The sequence below is a fragment of the Chitinophaga sancti genome (genome assembly GCF_034424315.1).
Classification (GTDB): domain Bacteria; phylum Bacteroidota; class Bacteroidia; order Chitinophagales; family Chitinophagaceae; genus Chitinophaga; species Chitinophaga sancti.
On record NZ_CP139972.1, the window covers coordinates 639,656 to 654,421 of the forward strand.

The 14,766-nt window shown below is 46.3% G+C and carries 17 protein-coding genes, 1 tRNA gene and 1 riboswitch; of the genes, 7 read left to right on the top strand and 11 right to left on the bottom strand.

What is annotated here, in order from left to right; all coding sequences use genetic code 11:
- Positions 1-52: 52 nt before the first annotated feature.
- From U0033_RS02310 to U0033_RS02340, 7 genes are all read right to left on the bottom strand, one after another.
- Positions 53-973, bottom strand: coding sequence for a sirohydrochlorin chelatase (locus tag U0033_RS02310; protein ID WP_072358128.1), 921 nt, complete (start codon positions 971-973; stop codon positions 53-55).
- A complete protein-coding gene (locus U0033_RS02315) occupies positions 970-1,809 on the bottom strand; it encodes an SDR family oxidoreductase (protein WP_072358125.1) in 840 nt (279 codons plus the stop codon). The genes U0033_RS02310 and U0033_RS02315 overlap by 4 nt, the downstream gene beginning before the upstream one ends.
- Positions 1,796-2,596, bottom strand: coding sequence for a HoxN/HupN/NixA family nickel/cobalt transporter (locus U0033_RS02320; protein ID WP_072358122.1), 801 nt, complete (start codon positions 2,594-2,596; stop codon positions 1,796-1,798). The genes U0033_RS02315 and U0033_RS02320 overlap by 14 nt, the downstream gene beginning before the upstream one ends.
- A gap of 204 nt (positions 2,597-2,800) precedes the next feature.
- Positions 2,801-3,160, bottom strand: coding sequence for a (2Fe-2S) ferredoxin domain-containing protein (locus U0033_RS02325; protein ID WP_072358119.1), 360 nt, complete (start codon positions 3,158-3,160; stop codon positions 2,801-2,803).
- Positions 3,161-3,290: 130 nt separating this feature from the next.
- A riboswitch (cobalamin riboswitch) is annotated at positions 3,291-3,491 on the bottom strand.
- 65 nt (positions 3,492-3,556) lie between these two features.
- Positions 3,557-4,483, bottom strand: a complete 927-nt coding sequence (gene cbiB / locus U0033_RS02330) for an adenosylcobinamide-phosphate synthase CbiB (RefSeq protein ID WP_072358117.1) — start codon at positions 4,481-4,483, stop codon at positions 3,557-3,559.
- Positions 4,468-5,484: a pyridoxal phosphate-dependent aminotransferase gene (locus tag U0033_RS02335; RefSeq protein WP_072358114.1), complete on the bottom strand. Its 1,017-nt coding sequence runs from the start codon at positions 5,482-5,484 to the stop codon at positions 4,468-4,470. Before U0033_RS02335 ends, cbiB begins: the two co-directional genes overlap by 16 nt.
- Positions 5,481-7,013 carry a cobyric acid synthase gene (locus U0033_RS02340; protein ID WP_072358112.1) on the bottom strand — a complete coding sequence of 511 codons (1,533 nt, stop codon included), beginning with the start codon at positions 7,011-7,013 and terminating at the stop codon, positions 5,481-5,483. The genes U0033_RS02335 and U0033_RS02340 overlap by 4 nt, the downstream gene beginning before the upstream one ends.
- Before the next feature lie 47 nt (positions 7,014-7,060).
- On the opposite strand from U0033_RS02340, the gene U0033_RS02345 reads away from it, so the two are divergent.
- The 4 genes from U0033_RS02345 (at position 7,061) to U0033_RS02360 (ending at position 10,135) form a co-directional block, all read left to right on the top strand.
- Complete coding sequence (locus U0033_RS02345) at positions 7,061-8,371, top strand: cobyrinate a,c-diamide synthase (protein ID WP_072358109.1); 1,311 nt, start codon at positions 7,061-7,063, stop codon at positions 8,369-8,371.
- A complete protein-coding gene (locus U0033_RS02350; RefSeq protein ID WP_072358106.1) occupies positions 8,359-8,943 on the top strand; it encodes a DUF1543 domain-containing protein in 585 nt (194 codons plus the stop codon). The genes U0033_RS02345 and U0033_RS02350 overlap by 13 nt, the downstream gene beginning before the upstream one ends.
- A gap of 208 nt (positions 8,944-9,151) precedes the next feature.
- Positions 9,152-9,577: a hypothetical protein gene (locus U0033_RS02355; RefSeq protein WP_072358102.1), complete on the top strand. Its 426-nt coding sequence runs from the start codon at positions 9,152-9,154 to the stop codon at positions 9,575-9,577.
- A 3-nt stretch (positions 9,578-9,580) separates the two neighbouring features.
- Positions 9,581-10,135, top strand: a complete 555-nt coding sequence (locus U0033_RS02360; RefSeq protein ID WP_072358098.1) for a group I truncated hemoglobin — start codon at positions 9,581-9,583, stop codon at positions 10,133-10,135.
- A gap of 31 nt (positions 10,136-10,166) precedes the next feature.
- Here the strand turns inward: U0033_RS02360 and mnmD are convergent, their stop codons facing one another.
- Positions 10,167-10,796, bottom strand: a complete 630-nt coding sequence (mnmD, locus tag U0033_RS02365; RefSeq protein ID WP_072358095.1) for a tRNA (5-methylaminomethyl-2-thiouridine)(34)-methyltransferase MnmD — start codon at positions 10,794-10,796, stop codon at positions 10,167-10,169.
- A gap of 184 nt (positions 10,797-10,980) precedes the next feature.
- Here mnmD and U0033_RS02370 point away from each other — a divergent pair, with 184 nt between their 5' ends.
- On the top strand, positions 10,981-11,964 hold the full coding sequence (locus U0033_RS02370) for a hypothetical protein (protein ID WP_072358092.1): 984 nt from the start codon (positions 10,981-10,983) through the stop codon (positions 11,962-11,964).
- Between the two features lie 411 nt (positions 11,965-12,375).
- Positions 12,376-13,098, top strand: coding sequence for a DUF7003 family protein (locus U0033_RS02375; RefSeq protein ID WP_072358090.1), 723 nt, complete (start codon positions 12,376-12,378; stop codon positions 13,096-13,098).
- Positions 13,099-13,147: 49 nt separating this feature from the next.
- Here the strand turns inward: U0033_RS02375 and U0033_RS02380 are convergent.
- The 3 genes from U0033_RS02380 to U0033_RS02390 all read right to left on the bottom strand — a co-directional run bounded on the left by U0033_RS02380 (position 13,148) and on the right by U0033_RS02390 (position 14,213).
- Positions 13,148-13,221: transfer RNA gene (locus U0033_RS02380), tRNA-Arg, on the bottom strand.
- 41 nt (positions 13,222-13,262) lie between these two features.
- Entirely contained in the window at positions 13,263-13,466 is a 204-nt protein-coding gene (locus U0033_RS02385; RefSeq protein WP_072358088.1) for a hypothetical protein, read from the bottom strand.
- A gap of 204 nt (positions 13,467-13,670) precedes the next feature.
- Complete coding sequence (locus tag U0033_RS02390) at positions 13,671-14,213, bottom strand: hypothetical protein (protein WP_143150642.1); 543 nt, start codon at positions 14,211-14,213, stop codon at positions 13,671-13,673.
- Positions 14,214-14,468: 255 nt separating this feature from the next.
- On the opposite strand from U0033_RS02390, the gene U0033_RS02395 reads away from it, so the two are divergent.
- Positions 14,469-14,708 carry a hypothetical protein gene (locus tag U0033_RS02395; protein ID WP_072358083.1) on the top strand — a complete coding sequence of 80 codons (240 nt, stop codon included), beginning with the start codon at positions 14,469-14,471 and terminating at the stop codon, positions 14,706-14,708.
- Positions 14,709-14,766: the final 58 nt, after the last annotated feature.

Consider the following 14,766-nt stretch of genomic DNA (forward strand, 5'->3'; position numbering starts at 1 on the left):
AGATCCAGATTTAAAATTTAACTGCCACCCGGTCTTCAACTATTCTTTGTCCTCAAATTCCCAGGATCTTTTTCATTCCCCTGACCACCTTATTCCCTTTCTCCAGCTTCTCATCTTCCTCAAACAATATCCCCTTCACAGCCAAATGATGCCCCACCTGCTCTTTGCCGACTTCCTCCTCAAACCCAATGATCTGCGTCCTGTACTTACACAACTGGCAATTCATTTCCGGTCTTCCGATCTCTACTTCCCTGATCCGTTCATCAATTGTCTCGAGCAATAACTCATCACACTCAAACCCCGAAGTATACAATACCTCCTTCTCTGTCTGCTCCCTATATTCTTCCAGCTGTGCATAGATCTTTTTCAATAACACCCCCGTAAACAAAAACAGGGGTACTGCAATCACCCGTTTATACGGCAACAGGTCCACCAGTGGCAAAGCCTCCTGCAATAAGGGCTTCGTTACTCCTATATAGGCCGTCGTGGCAAATCCAAATCCCATTCCTTCCCACAGCATTCTCGTCATCTTTGCCACATCCGCATTCGCATCCGGATCAGAAGTACCTCTTCCCACTACCAGCAAACAGGCATCTGACAAATCGCCGGTACCACCTGCCTGCACAATCAGTTGCCGTGCGAGTTTCAGGATAGACGGGGTAATACCAATATGCCTGCTCAACCTGATGCTAAGCCCTTTATACTGGCTTTGCAGGGTATTCATCTCGTAAGGAATATCATTCTTCGCATGCGCACCTGCAAACAATATCGCCGGAATAGCCAGGATCTCCCTGACCCCTGCCACATACATCCGCTCTACTGCCGCTGCATATACGGGATGGGAAAACTCCAGGAACCCATAATCTACCATGTAGTCAGGATACCGCTCCCTGAGCAGCCCCACCAGCTCCTTAAATCCACGTACTCCTTCCGGGTCCCTGCTGCCATGTCCGCATATTAATATTCCTTTCATAATAATGCCAGGGGATTAGGGTGTTTGAATGTATAATGCAAACGATGCTTGATCTTATCAGAATTAATGATCTTAAAGCGCAGGGGCTTGCCTTCCGCAAAAGTAGGCGGTTCCAGCCCCGCTTTCTCTGCTGCCAGGGTATAATATTCCTTCCTTGTCGGATGTTCATCTGCTGCCGCATGGAATATATCTTCCCACACCTCCTGTTCAATGAGCGCACTGATCAGCCCTAAGCAATCATCCTGGTGAATCACATTGATCGGCGCATCGCCATTTTCCACGTCCTTTTTGCCGGCCAGGAAACGTGCCGGCATGCGGTCGTAGCCGATCAGTCCTCCTAATCTGAGTATCGTAGTGGTAAATTTCGTTTGTGAAAGCAACAGGTTCTCCGCCAGGATCAGGGCCTGCCCACTGCCCTTGGTAGGAGGCACCATGTCCTTTTCCGTAATCTCCCTGTTCAGATCAGGATATACGGAGGTAGAGCTGATAAACAATACATGTTGCACCGGGCTGGTCTCGATTGCCTGGATCAACAGGGCAATCTGGGCAGCGTGGTAGCTGGTGATATCCGGTCTGCGGCCTGGCGGAAAGTTGATGATCAGGATGTCGCTATCCAGGAAGCCGGCCAGATCGGAGCAATCAATCTCCTGATCGGAAATCCTTAACTGGTAGGGAAGAATCCCTTTCTCAAACAGTGATCCCAGCTTTTCCTCACTGGTCACAGACCCTTTTACCCGGTACCCCTGTTGAACAAAAAGCCCGGCTAATGGTAAGCCGAGCCAGCCACAGCCTAGTACGCTGATGGATTTGTTCTTTGTATAGTCATGCTGTTCCATTATCTGCTTTGCTGAATTTGTGCCTCAAATATAAATCAGCATACAATGAAATAATGATACTTATGAAAATTATTCCCACAATATTGTTCTGCGTATCGCTCAGTTCCAGGGATTCATTCCATGTACTGAGGATTTTGTAAATAGGAATGGCAAAACACATGATTGTAATCAGGACATTTAATTTGAAGCGGTGGTTTTGAATTTTCTTCTGGTCAAACGTCTTGAGTAGCTTGCTGAGTAACATAGAATCGCAGGTGCCGGTGAGGATCAGCCCGAGTGAAAATACCACTCCACCCATTATGGCGTAAAGCCATTGGTTCGATACTGCTACTGCGTAGCCAAAAGCCGCAATCTGCGAAGAGGTGTCGAAGATAAAACCGAAGATGATCCCTGTGAGGACCACGGTGAATGGGTTCAGGCTGTTTTCGAAAGATTTCGGGAGGAGTTTTTTCCGGACCCCGGTCAGTTGTACCTGGCCTTTACGCAAATAAACAAGGTTCGATATACCCATAAAGAAAAGCATCAGCGAGGCTGTCCATTCTACAACAATATCCAGCAATGGCGGGATATTAAAATTGTTCTTCAGCATACAAAGGAATAAGGCAATGAGGGTTACCATAATGCCATGTCCGAATGTAAAAAGAGTGCCTACCCATCTGCTCCAGGTCCTTTTGTTCATGTGCAGCCGGTAGGTGTAACCGTCGATCACAGTGATGTGGTCCGGATCCAGCCCATGGCGGAGGCCAAGGACGGCTAATACAATAAATCCTGATATATCGGTTCCCATTATTTTGAAATATATTCTCTGACTACTTTTAACCTGAACACTCAAACCCGAACCTGGAAGTATACGAAAATCATACACCGGGTTTATTTCCCCTCAAGCCCGAAGCATCGTGCACAGATCTGGGTTGTTATCCAAACTGCATAACATCATATCGGTAAGCCCTGTTCTCAGAAAGACTTTGTAAATGCCACGCTAAGCTTGTGTTTATTCTGCTTTTGCTGCGCTAAACCTTAGCGGTTGTAGCTCCATCGCCCCTGCTTCCGGAAAGCAGAGCTGCGATGCCAGTAATGTATTCTGTAAGAGATGCTGTGTTACAATATCACGCGCAATGTCAGGATTCACGCTACCATACCAGGCACCCTCCGGATGAATGAACACAATAGGTCCGCTGGTACATTGCCCCATACATTTGGTGCGAACAGTATGAATTTCATCATCCATACCATGCTTGCCGAGCTGCGCCCTCAGCGCCAGGGTGTTTTCGTCTGCACCACCTTTGGCACAGGTTCCACCATTGCAAATAAAAACCATCTTCTGAACCTTGGTCAGATCTTTAATAGCCATACCTTTAAAACATTTAATACAGTTAATTACCCGTTAACGATTAAACAAGCAGACAGGAGAAAAGGAGGCAGGAGCAAACACTGCGTAAGTGGTTTGCTATCCCCGTACTTTTTTCCCGAAAGCATTGGATAAGTTGTTACAGTCTTTGGCAGGTCTTCTGACTTGTTCCACTTTTAACGCCTTCCCACTCCAACCGGAGCAGTGGCTTTGCAGATGTTAAAAGCAATTGATGGAACTTACAGCAGCGGGAACTGTTCCGGATTTACACCGGATTCCCTTTTAATTTTAGCCGCCAGAAAGGCGGATAAAAACCATAAACCGGGGGTAAATGTAGTAAATTAATTTAACTTCAGGTTCTTCTATTGGGGTATTGAATAATTAAATTTCGGCTAAGGATTATGAATTATTGTAGTGCAACACGACAATCAAAGCCACCACCACGAACGTCACTGCGTGATTTATAAACATCACTTTTCGTAGCTCCTCATGCCTGATCTCCCGCTGCTGTTCCCCTATATAAGGCTTCTCTACTAATACACCATGATATACATTCGGTCCGCCGAAGCGGCAATTCAATATTCCCGCCAGCGCTGCCTCCGGGTAGCCAGAATTCGGACTGGCATGCTGATGCCCGAATTTTAAAATATACCGCCATCCCCGCAAACTACCCGTCACCATCACCATCAGTAAGGCGGTCAGGCGGGCCGGGATATAATTCGCCACATCATCCAGCCTGGCAGCAAAACGACCAAAGAATAAATAACGCGCATGTTTATACCCGATCATCGAATCCAGGGTATTGATCATCTTATACAACATCATGGCCGGTACCCCACCCACAGCATAAAAACACAAGGGCGCAATGACCCCGTCACTCAGGTTCTCTGACAGGGTCTCCAATACCGCTACCCGGATCTGGTTCTCCTGGAGTTTGGAAGTATCCCTGCCTACGATCCAGGAAAGGCGTTTTCTGCCCGCTTCCAGGCCTTGATTGTATAATGTGTCATAAACAGCTTTGCCCTCCTCTAAGAGGCTCTTATTGGCTAATCCGTAAAAAACAAAGATGGTATTGAAAATGTACCTCGCCCAAACAGGTAAAATCACCTGCATGGAATAGAAAAATGCATAAACACCCAGGCAGAGTACAATTGTCATTATTGCCCCTTTTAAAAGCCGGTAAGTACCTTTATTCAGTCGTTGCTCCCCATACTCAATCATATTCCCAAACAGCCTCACCGGGTGCGGCAAGTGCCTGGGATCGCCCAACAGCAGATCCAACACATACCCCGCCACTAAAGGAATCCATATCATCTTGCCATCCATGCATCAATGCCTTTGATCAATAATGCATTTTTTTCCGGCGTCTGCGTAGCCACCCTGAAATGTCTTTCACTCAGACTCTTAAAATTACCGGCATCCCTGATCAGTAACCCATGTTCCTCCAGCAGGTATGCTTTCAGCTCTGCCGCAGTGCCCCGCAGCAGTTCACACAAAAAGAAATTCGTATTCGTCTGCATCACATTCACATAGATCCTCAGGGCCGCCATCAAAGCCACGGTGTCCTGCAAGAGCTCTTCTACCCGGAATGTCAGTGTTTCCTTATGCGCCGTTATATATAAACCTGCCTCTATCGCCAGCGCATTCACCGACCATGGCATTTTAGAAGCAGTGATGGCACTAATCGTCTCCGCATTACTTAGCATATACCCCAGTCGTAAACCAGGTATGGCATAAGTCTTCGTCAACGATTTAATAATGACCAGGTTTGGCAGCTCACCTAATGAATCTACCAGCGAAGCCCTCGCCAGCGTAAAATCCACATATGCTTCATCAATCACAAAAGTAACGGCCGGATTATGTTGTAATAAGTTCCGCAGAAAATCTACCGTCAATAAAGCGCCCGTAGGATTATTAGGATTGCCTAAAAATACCAGTTCCGTTTCGAAAGAACTGTCCTGCTGTAATGCAGACCATTCCAGGTAAGACACGGAAATATCATTCACCCGACACGCATCTTCATACTCCGCAAATGCCGGAATCACAATCGTAGCCGATTGCCTTCTCCATGCATGCGCCACTAAATAGAAGGCTTCCGTTGCACCATTCGTTGCCAATACCTGCGCCGGCGTGATTGCATGCCATTGTGCCAGGGCCTCCTGCAAACTTTGTGCATTCGCCTCCGGGTAATTTTTCAATCTGAATAACTGTGTGCTCAGGTGTTGTATCAAACCAATGGAAAGTCCTTTATAATAAACATTCGAACTAAAGTCAGCAAGAATTTCCCGGGAATACAAATACCTGTCATCTCCATGACCTAATATCATTGTTCACTTTTTAATTGACTATAAATGTAGGCAATATCGATATGTTCGCGCAGATGTTGTGCCAGTTTATCGTACTGCTCATGTTTATACTTATTGTAATCAAAAGGTACTGTTGCCTTCGGTTTGAAAGGCGAGAGCAGGTCCTCCACCACTACAGGGTTATCTAAAATTCCATGTACATAAGTACCCCAGCAGCGATCATGCAGTAAATAGCCATCTCCATGACCTTCCGACATTGTATTTAAGGGCTTACTAATAATGTCTTTTTTTTCTCCTGGTAAGCCATCTGTTCCCCAAATGGCTGCTGCCACCGCATTACTACTCTCAGTAGTTCCCATATGAATTTCATATCCTTCACAAAGCGCCTCCGTATCCTTATACCGAAAACTACACTGCTTCGTTGTCTTCTCCGCTGTCAATACAGTCGTTACCGGTAGCAAACCCAGCCCGGGCATAAAAGAGACACTTCCTTCCACACCCACAGGATCTGCTACACTATGGCCCATCATCTGGTATCCTCCACAAATGCCAATCACCGTTTTCCCTTCTTTAGCGGCAGCCACGATTGCAGCAGCCACACCATTGTTCTTTATATCCACCAGGTCCGCAATAGTATTCTTACTACCCGGTAGTATCACAATATCTGCCTGCGAAATTTCCGAAGGGTTATTACTATAATACAAATGTACCCGCTCGTCTTTTTCCAGCACCGTAAAGTCCGTAAAATTAGACAAACGATTCAGTAAAACGACCACCACATTTACCTTGTCACTGCCTGCCTGCCTTTGCTTATGTGCCAATGCCACAGAATCTTCTTCCTCTACGTATATATCTTTCCGGTAGGGGATGATGCCTACTACCGGCACCCCACAAAGTTCTTCCAGCAATACTTTCCCGCTTTCAAACAAACGGGCATCCCCCCTGAATTTATTTACGATGATCCCCTTCAGTAAGGCCTTTTCTTCCGGAGGTAACAGCGCCACCGTTCCATACACACTGCCAAAGATGCCACCTTTATCAATATCCGCAACCAGGTACACATCCGCCCCGGCATATAATGCCATCCGCATATTCGTAATATCCCGGTGCTTCAGGTTCAGCTCACTGATGCTACCCGCACCTTCCAGTACCACCGGGTTGTATTGCGCATGCAAGCTGTCAAACGCCGCCTTTGCTGCATTAAACAATCCCTGCTTATTATTCCCCATGAAATAATCATAGGCCGACTGTGTGCCTACAGGTTTCCCCATCAACACTACCTGCGATGACTTATCATTCGTAGGCTTCAGCAATACCGGGTTCATATTCACACTGCATGGCAGCCCACATGCCTCTGCCTGCACCGCCTGCGCACGCCCTATCTCCAGCCCGTCTGGCGTAACGAAGCTATTGAGCGACATGTTCTGCGCCTTAAAAGGTGCTGGCTGATAACCATCCTGTTTAAAGATGCGGCAGAAACCGGTATTGATAAAACTTTTCCCTACGTCTGAAGCGGTACCTACAAACATGATGGGTTTTAATTGCTGCATAGCGTTGGGCGTATAGATAATTTTGCAAATGTACTATCTTTGGCCAAATGAAGAAGCCTCAGTTTTTAATCGCCGCAGCCTCCAGCCACTCGGGCAAGACCACCCTCACTTTAGGGTTGTTGCGGGCATTGCATCATAGAGGCTTGCAGGTGCAACCTTTCAAATGCGGACCTGATTATATCGATACTACTCATCATAGAACAGCTGCTCACAGACCGGGTATCAACCTGGATACATTTATGATGAGCGAAACACATGTGCAGGAACTATACAGTCATTACAGTCAGGATGCGGATGTCGCCATCGTGGAAGGTGTAATGGGATTGTTCGACGGTGCGGTGAAAGCGGAAGGGAGCAGTGCTGCTATCGCCATGCTCCTGGATATACCTGTAGTCCTGGTCTTGAATGCAAAGGCCATGGCTTATTCAGTGGCACCCATCTTATTTGGACTGAAAAACTTTAACCCGGAATTAAAGATCGCCGGTGTGATCTTCAATTTCGTCAATACCGAAAGTCATTACCAGTTCCTGAAGGATGCCTGCGAAGATGTTGGCATTCCGTCATTAGGCTACATCCCCGTGAACGAAAATATAAAGATCCCTTCCCGGCACCTGGGCCTGGCTATCTCCCCTGAAAATGATTATGAAGCCATCATCGAAGAGGCAGCTGCTCATATAAGTAAATCGGTCAACCTGGATCAGTTACTTGAATTAACAACAAAAGAGGGACCTCTATACAAAACAAAAGATACTCCCCGCGCCACTAACAAGCTACAGATCTCAGTCGCATTCGATCATGTATTCAATTTTCTTTACGAGGATAATATCCGCGCACTGGAACAACTGGGAAATGTTGTTACTTTTAGTCCAGGCAACGAAGAAGAATTGCCCCCCGGTACAGACTGGCTCTACCTGCCCGGTGGCTATCCTGAATTAAACCTGGCGCTCCTGGCCGGGAATGTAAAGATGCATACATCTATCCGTAACTTCGCTGCAAAGGGTAGACGTATATTTGCAGAATGCGGAGGGATGATGTACCTCGGTAAAGGCATTACCGATCAGGAAGGTAAACGTTATGAAATGTGTGGCGTACTCGATATTGAAACCAGTATGGAAAATAGCCGCTTGTCACTCGGCTATCGCAAAATACAAATTGGAAATACCGTATTGAAAGGACACGAATTTCACTACTCCCAGGCCAGCGAAAACGCTGAGATTCCGACGATCGGAGAAGTTACAAACGCCCGTGGCAAAACTGTAGCAACACCTATTTACAAACAACAAAATGTCATCGCCTCTTACATGCATTTATACTGGGGAGAAGATGCTGAAATATTTTCGTCACTATGGAACAGCTAAAACTTTTTATGATCCTGGCAGGATGTAAGCCTGCCGGCAGACATACTGAACAACATGATGTATTCTTTGGTATTGCTTCTTCTTTACAGGAAGTAATACCTGCCCTGGAAGCTTTTTGGCCGGAAGCTAAAGGGAATCTGCACCTGGATGCATTCAGAGAGGTGACACTGGTAGATGAGATGCAGGTGAAGGTTATTCCCCGCGCTGAAAAAATAGCCGGCGGTACACAACTTTACTTCATTAACCTGGGTGGATATAAAGAAAATGAAATGGAAGAATTTCATTACAAACTCCTCTCTACCGGCAAAGAAAAGAACGAAGCCCTGAAGAAGGCGAAAGCCACCGCATTTTTTAAACACACAAGTTTCCCCGGTGCAACCTCACACATCGATGACAAGTATGGGGTAGATATTGATGACTTCGCACTGATCGAAGATATCCTTCCTGAAAACATCCGGGCGCAGTATGCCTTGCAAATATCATCCGCTGCTCCCAACGCAAAGCCGGATCAACTGCACCTGGGATACTTCAGACTGGACCGTATTCTAAAAGGCCAGTATGCCTCTGAGTAATGCGTAGGCTGGTTATTTAATACTTATAGGTTGCCGGATATTTTTATGTTTGACAACATTCCCTCTTTATCGCGGTTGCAAATAAATTCTCTCCTTTAAAATCCACTGGCATTTAATTACCGTATCTGAATATGTAGCAACACTACGTCGTCAGATAAGGAAACCAGTGGGCTAATGGCCCCTCTCTTAATTTTTTACAATTTATTTTATGATAAGGAAAGCTCTGAAAATCCTGCCATGGGCGGGAGGTACCCTTGCGTGCCTGATCCTCGTACTCATCGTACATATTTACCTTGTCACCAGGCCTAAAGCACCTGATGCGCATACACGAATCATGGCGCGCATGGATATTAAGCAGTCACTCAGCCAGGAAGATGGTGAACAGGTAAAAACCTGGCTCTATTCCCAACCTGGCGTAGACCATGTGCTGGTCAATGTTTCCAGCCGCATCGCCGTATTTACCTACTCACCGCTGATTGCGGATGCTGGTGATATTATCAGCAGATGCAGCCAGTCACTACATTATACGACTACACGATATGTGCCCAGCGAAGCAGACCTGCAGAAAGGATGCCCTGCCATGGCACAATCACTCACAGGGAAAATCTATCATCTCTTTATCAGTAAAAAATAGAAAATGAAAAGCAACGCAGCACTCTTATTCTTAGCTGGTATCTTTGGCACAGGCCTGTTCCTCACCTCGTGCAAGAAAGATGCAGACAAAACGGAAACAAAAACATTGTACGATTCACTGGGTGGTTCAACGATGGTGAATGATCCGGCTAATCCGGGAACAAAAATTCAACAGGGTCGTCTGGGAATCCGCTCTGTAGTAGATAGCACCATCTTCGTCATTGCCGCAGATCCTGAAATCAATGGATTCTTTACTGCACTGCTGGCAGAAGTAACGGCGGGTAATACCAGTGGATTCGAGGCTCTCAGCAAGAACCTGACTGATTTTGTCTGTGTAGGTACGGGTTCTACCAGTTATACGTATGGCGGTAAAAGCATGGTGGCGGCACACGATCCCGCGCAGAACGCACGTATGAATGGCAAAGCAGATAATGGCGATTTCGATGCATTTCTCGCAGACCTGGTGAAAGGCGCGAAGAAAAATGGTTTGCCAGATCAGCTGATCGGAAGGGTAGGTGCACTGGTGGAAAGTTTGCGTACGATGGTTGTACAAAAGTGATCGCTTTATTGAAAAAGAACAGGTGTCTCAACTAATGTTGGGACATTTGTCGTTGGGCCCGCAGCATCTCCCGCTTTCCCGGAGGACCGGCTAATTTCTCTACCCCGAACCCAGCTGCCAGCATTGCTCTCCTTACATCCCCCTTACTGCAATAAGTAACTAGAATTCCACCAGGATCCAATAACCCATATAATTTTTCAAACACTTCCTTCGTCCATAACTCAGGTTGCGTAGCCGGCGCAAAAGCATCATAATAGATCAGGTCAAAAGCCTGCGCAGGCTGTACATCCAGCAAAGACGCATGCGCTTTATGCAAAGTGAACCGTTCGTTGATTTGTACATCTACATTCCAGGCATGCCCATGCAATTCATTCCCATAACTCAGTCCTTCTACCTCTGCAGCAGTTAGCGGGTATTGCTCTACTGCGTAATAATATACCGGCGTAGTAGCATGCTGCATGGTTAGCAAAGCATTCAGCCCCGTACCAAACCCCATTTCAAAAATGCGTATAGCAGGCAATTGCAAAGCCTGTAAGCCCGCCTGTATAAATACATGCATACTTTCCTGGATGGCTCCATGTGTGCTGTGATACGTTACCTGCATCTCCGGGATCGAGATCGTGTGTGAGCCGTCGTCAGTCAGCTGTAGTTCCCTTTTCATACTACAAAGAAACTTAAAATTTCATACTGCCCGGCATCTTGCAACCTGGCTTTTTTCAATTGACGCATTGCCGCTTGAGCAGCCGGCTTAAAAACCTCTTAAAAAACCAGTCACTGTCACTCCCACCGCACCTATAGACGTTAACTTTAATAATACTCATAATAACCAGAAAACCCGATCACGCATGAAACACACCTACGTTGGCGGACTGATGCTCATCAGTGCCCTCTTCTTTGCTGCCTGCGGCAAGGAAACAACCAAATCTGCTCCGGACACTAGTCCCCTTAACACCACTGCCGTTGCTGCCTCCGATGCAGATCATACCGGTATGGTACTCACGCCCGGCGGTTGGCGCCCATCAGAAAAAGTTAGCAGGCTGGAACAAGGCCAGCACCTGGATGTACAGGATGGCCGGTTAAGAGCCATCGACGATGCCACCGGCAAAGTTTCGAAAGACTTCGGCGCTATCCATGCCGATGCCGGTTCACTACCCGATTACCCCGGTAATGTAAACAGCGCTTCCCCCTTAGCCCGGAAAGTAAAACCCCTCAATTCCGGCTGGATCGCTTACACCTACTGGACTAACCCGGTATCCACACCCATTTCTTATTTCTCTACTACCTGGACCGTGCCGCCCGCACCTTCCACCTCCAATGGTCAAACCGTCTTTATGTTCAATGGCCTTCAGAACAGTTCCTACATCCTGCAACCCGTATTACAATGGGGCCCTTCTGCAGCAGGTGGAGGTAATTACTGGGCCATTGCTAACTGGTACGTAGACGGTTCCAATGGTACCGCTATTTTTAGTAACCTCGTCAGGGTTAGTGCCGGCACAAGTCTGACCGGTATAATGACCCTTACCGGGAGCAGTGGCAGCAATTATAGCTACTCCTCTGTCTTCACCGGTTATCCTTCTATCAATCTTACCGTGAGCAACGTCCAGAAACTCTATTGGGCTGCTGAATCACTGGAAGTGTATTACCCTGTGGTTTGTACCGATTATCCGAATACGACGAAGACCACTTTCAGTAATATCCAGATCCAGTTGCAGGGTGGTTCACAGGCAGCCCTGTCATGGTCAACGGCAAATGCAGTGACCGATTGCGGGCAGCATGCCACTGTTGTTGCCAACGGTACGCCGAATGGTGTAGTAGACATTTATTATTGAGGATACCCCTGAAAAAAACTGCTGTTGCTAACGGTTCTCCGAATGGGATAGTGGGCGTCTATTATTGAGAAAACAATTGGAAAATTCAAAACGCTCCTGTGTTTAATGCAGGGGCGTTTTTTATAAGCAGGACGCCTGGTAACAAGAACACTGGGGAGAAAGTGCTATCATTTAATTATGATCTGCATGTGGGGAGTATCTTAGGACTGCCAGGGAAGATGCTGGCATTCCTGGCGTCGTTGGTGCAGCTTCGCTGCCTGTGACAGGGTGTGCATCTGGTGGGGCAGGAGGAATAAAAAGACATCAAGAAATAAGAAGCAGGTACTACGAAAGCTCATGGTTAGCGTGCAAGGGTAGACTTTATTAAATTCACCGCAACTGTCTATCTTTGTGCATCAATGAAATCCCAAAATGTACGAAAATAAAGCTGCCTTTTCTGCAAGGTCCATCCGTTCTCAATTAGATAAATGTGCGGAAGATTACACTTTTCCCATGTTGGACAATGGGTATACATATCCGGTTGTATCCAGACTTTCAGTCTATGGTGATCCCCAAAGCTGGGTCATACTGATTGAAGTGGTTGGCTACTTTAATCGCCAAAGCGGGCATGAAGGCGTTGGAAACACCAGATATGTGTTTGGCAACCATCTCAGCTTTGAACCTGGTATGAAGTACCCGGATTTATTTAGCCTTACAGCTGACAGTGAGGAAGGTCCTACTTTTACCGGTGACTTACATGGTACCCTTAATCCGGATGTGCATTCTATGTTGGTGAGGGAGAAGAAAGTTAATATTCGCCATGATCCTGCATTTTATGAATCACGTAATGTCGTGTTGGAAGATCCACCTGCCATCATGATCTATGAATTCCTGCGTGCAAGCCTGCCGGAGCTGAAAGATGAGCTGCTATCAACAGAAGAAGAGTTACGGAATTCCTTCAATCAGGATCTGCCACTGCTCCTGCGTTTGGACGAGTGGTGTCATCCTGATCTGGTAGAAGAGGAAATTCCTTCTAAAAATGAAACTTTCCGGATGATTGCGGCATTGCTGGAAACGGGTGATGTTTCCTTATATCAGCCAACGAAAGAACCCAATAATCATTGGAGTAACTGGCCGGGAGGAGGATCTCTCTGAACTGACGATATAAAAAAGGATTGCATTTAAAATGCAATCCTTTTGCTTGTGACCTCGTCTGGATTCAAACCAGAAACCTTCTGATCCGTAGTCAGATGCTCTATTCAGTTGAGCTACGAAGCCATTCCCGTTTTTCAAGGGAGTGCAAAGATGCAAAAAATATTTTAACTGCCAAGTTTTTTTAGAAAATAATTCATCCAGCCGTTAATATTGAACCAGTAATCCAGGTTCATATCGGCAGACTTGTTTTTAAACCTTACATAATCCTTGTATCGGTCACTTTTAAGTTGGATCCTGCCGGAATGAATGTTACTGCTATTGGCATGTTTTGTCTGGCTAACAGCATCTCCTTCAGAAACAATATTCATAATATACCTGCCCGATGTCTGATGCAGGAAATCATATCCGGCTTTCAGCCGCAGGTGATCAAACTTTTTTTCATATTCAGCGGAAAATGCCAGCCCTTCACGGTTCGCACAGGTGGTATTCGTGACTGTCTGGTTCAGTTCATGATCGCCAGTGAGGGATATTTTGGTATGTAGCAGCTGGTTAATATGAGCATGATCTGAAGTTTAAAAGAAATCGACTTTTAAATGAGTCGTATCAATTTTGTTTTCTTTTGACGTACTAAAATCATGGAAGGCCCTGAGCCCGGCTGCTTTAAATACTGTAGCACCGGCTTTGCTGAAATCAGTGTGATAATCGCTGCTTAATCCTTCTCCTTTAAAGGAGTTAACCTGCACAAGGGTATTGACGTTATCTGCGGTTTTATTTACATTGTTAATGGCGCTGACCACGCTTAGCTGATTCTTAGCTGAAAAGTAACTGAACACGCCGTTTGCATCATACCGGTCCGTTGTGCCGGCACTGCCACTTATTTTTGCCGAAATAGCCGTCTTTTTATCTTTCTTCGGCACGATATTCATATCTGTTTGCCTGTCTATAGGATCAGGGCTTGTTTTATTTTCATATACCTGTACTTTTTTTACAGCATCTTTTGCCAGGTTTTGCAGGGCTGTCTTCCCGTCAATGCCCAAAAAGTCTTTCCCATCAACCAGCAGCCGGTTTATTTTTTTATCATTGAAGGTAATGAGCTGAGAGCGCAAAACAGTCACAGCAGCACCATATAAAGGCCTGTCTTCATTCCGGTGATTTTGGGAAACGGCTCAGTTGTTATTATGCTATTTTATAAACATGCGCCGCAAGGGTCTTCTTACTTCTCACAATCAATTTGGGTCCATGGGCTACAATTGCGATGAGGTCTGTCACGCTGTTGCCAATACCTTGATTCCAGTTTTCCATTAATCGGGTCTTGTTGTTCAATTGCGCTTTGACTATTACGGGGTGCATTATGCCATCTGGAGCGGCTTATGAACACGATAGCAGGCCACCTTAATGAACTGAAGTCGCGGATCGCGGATTGGGAGAATCGTTATCTCCTGAGATTCCCGATTGCCGGTAAGGTACAGTACCTGGAATTCTGGGCTGATGAGCAGTATGTACAGTTGGGAACACCGGTGTTTTCAGTTGTGCCTAAAGAGAATCATATTTTGGGCAGGTGTATCTGCCTGCGGCAGGGGCGGGGAAGGTGCATGGGGGAGAAGCAGTGATCATCAGGCTGGATGATTACCCGTTTATGAAGTATGGAGCTATTGATAGCAAAGTGCC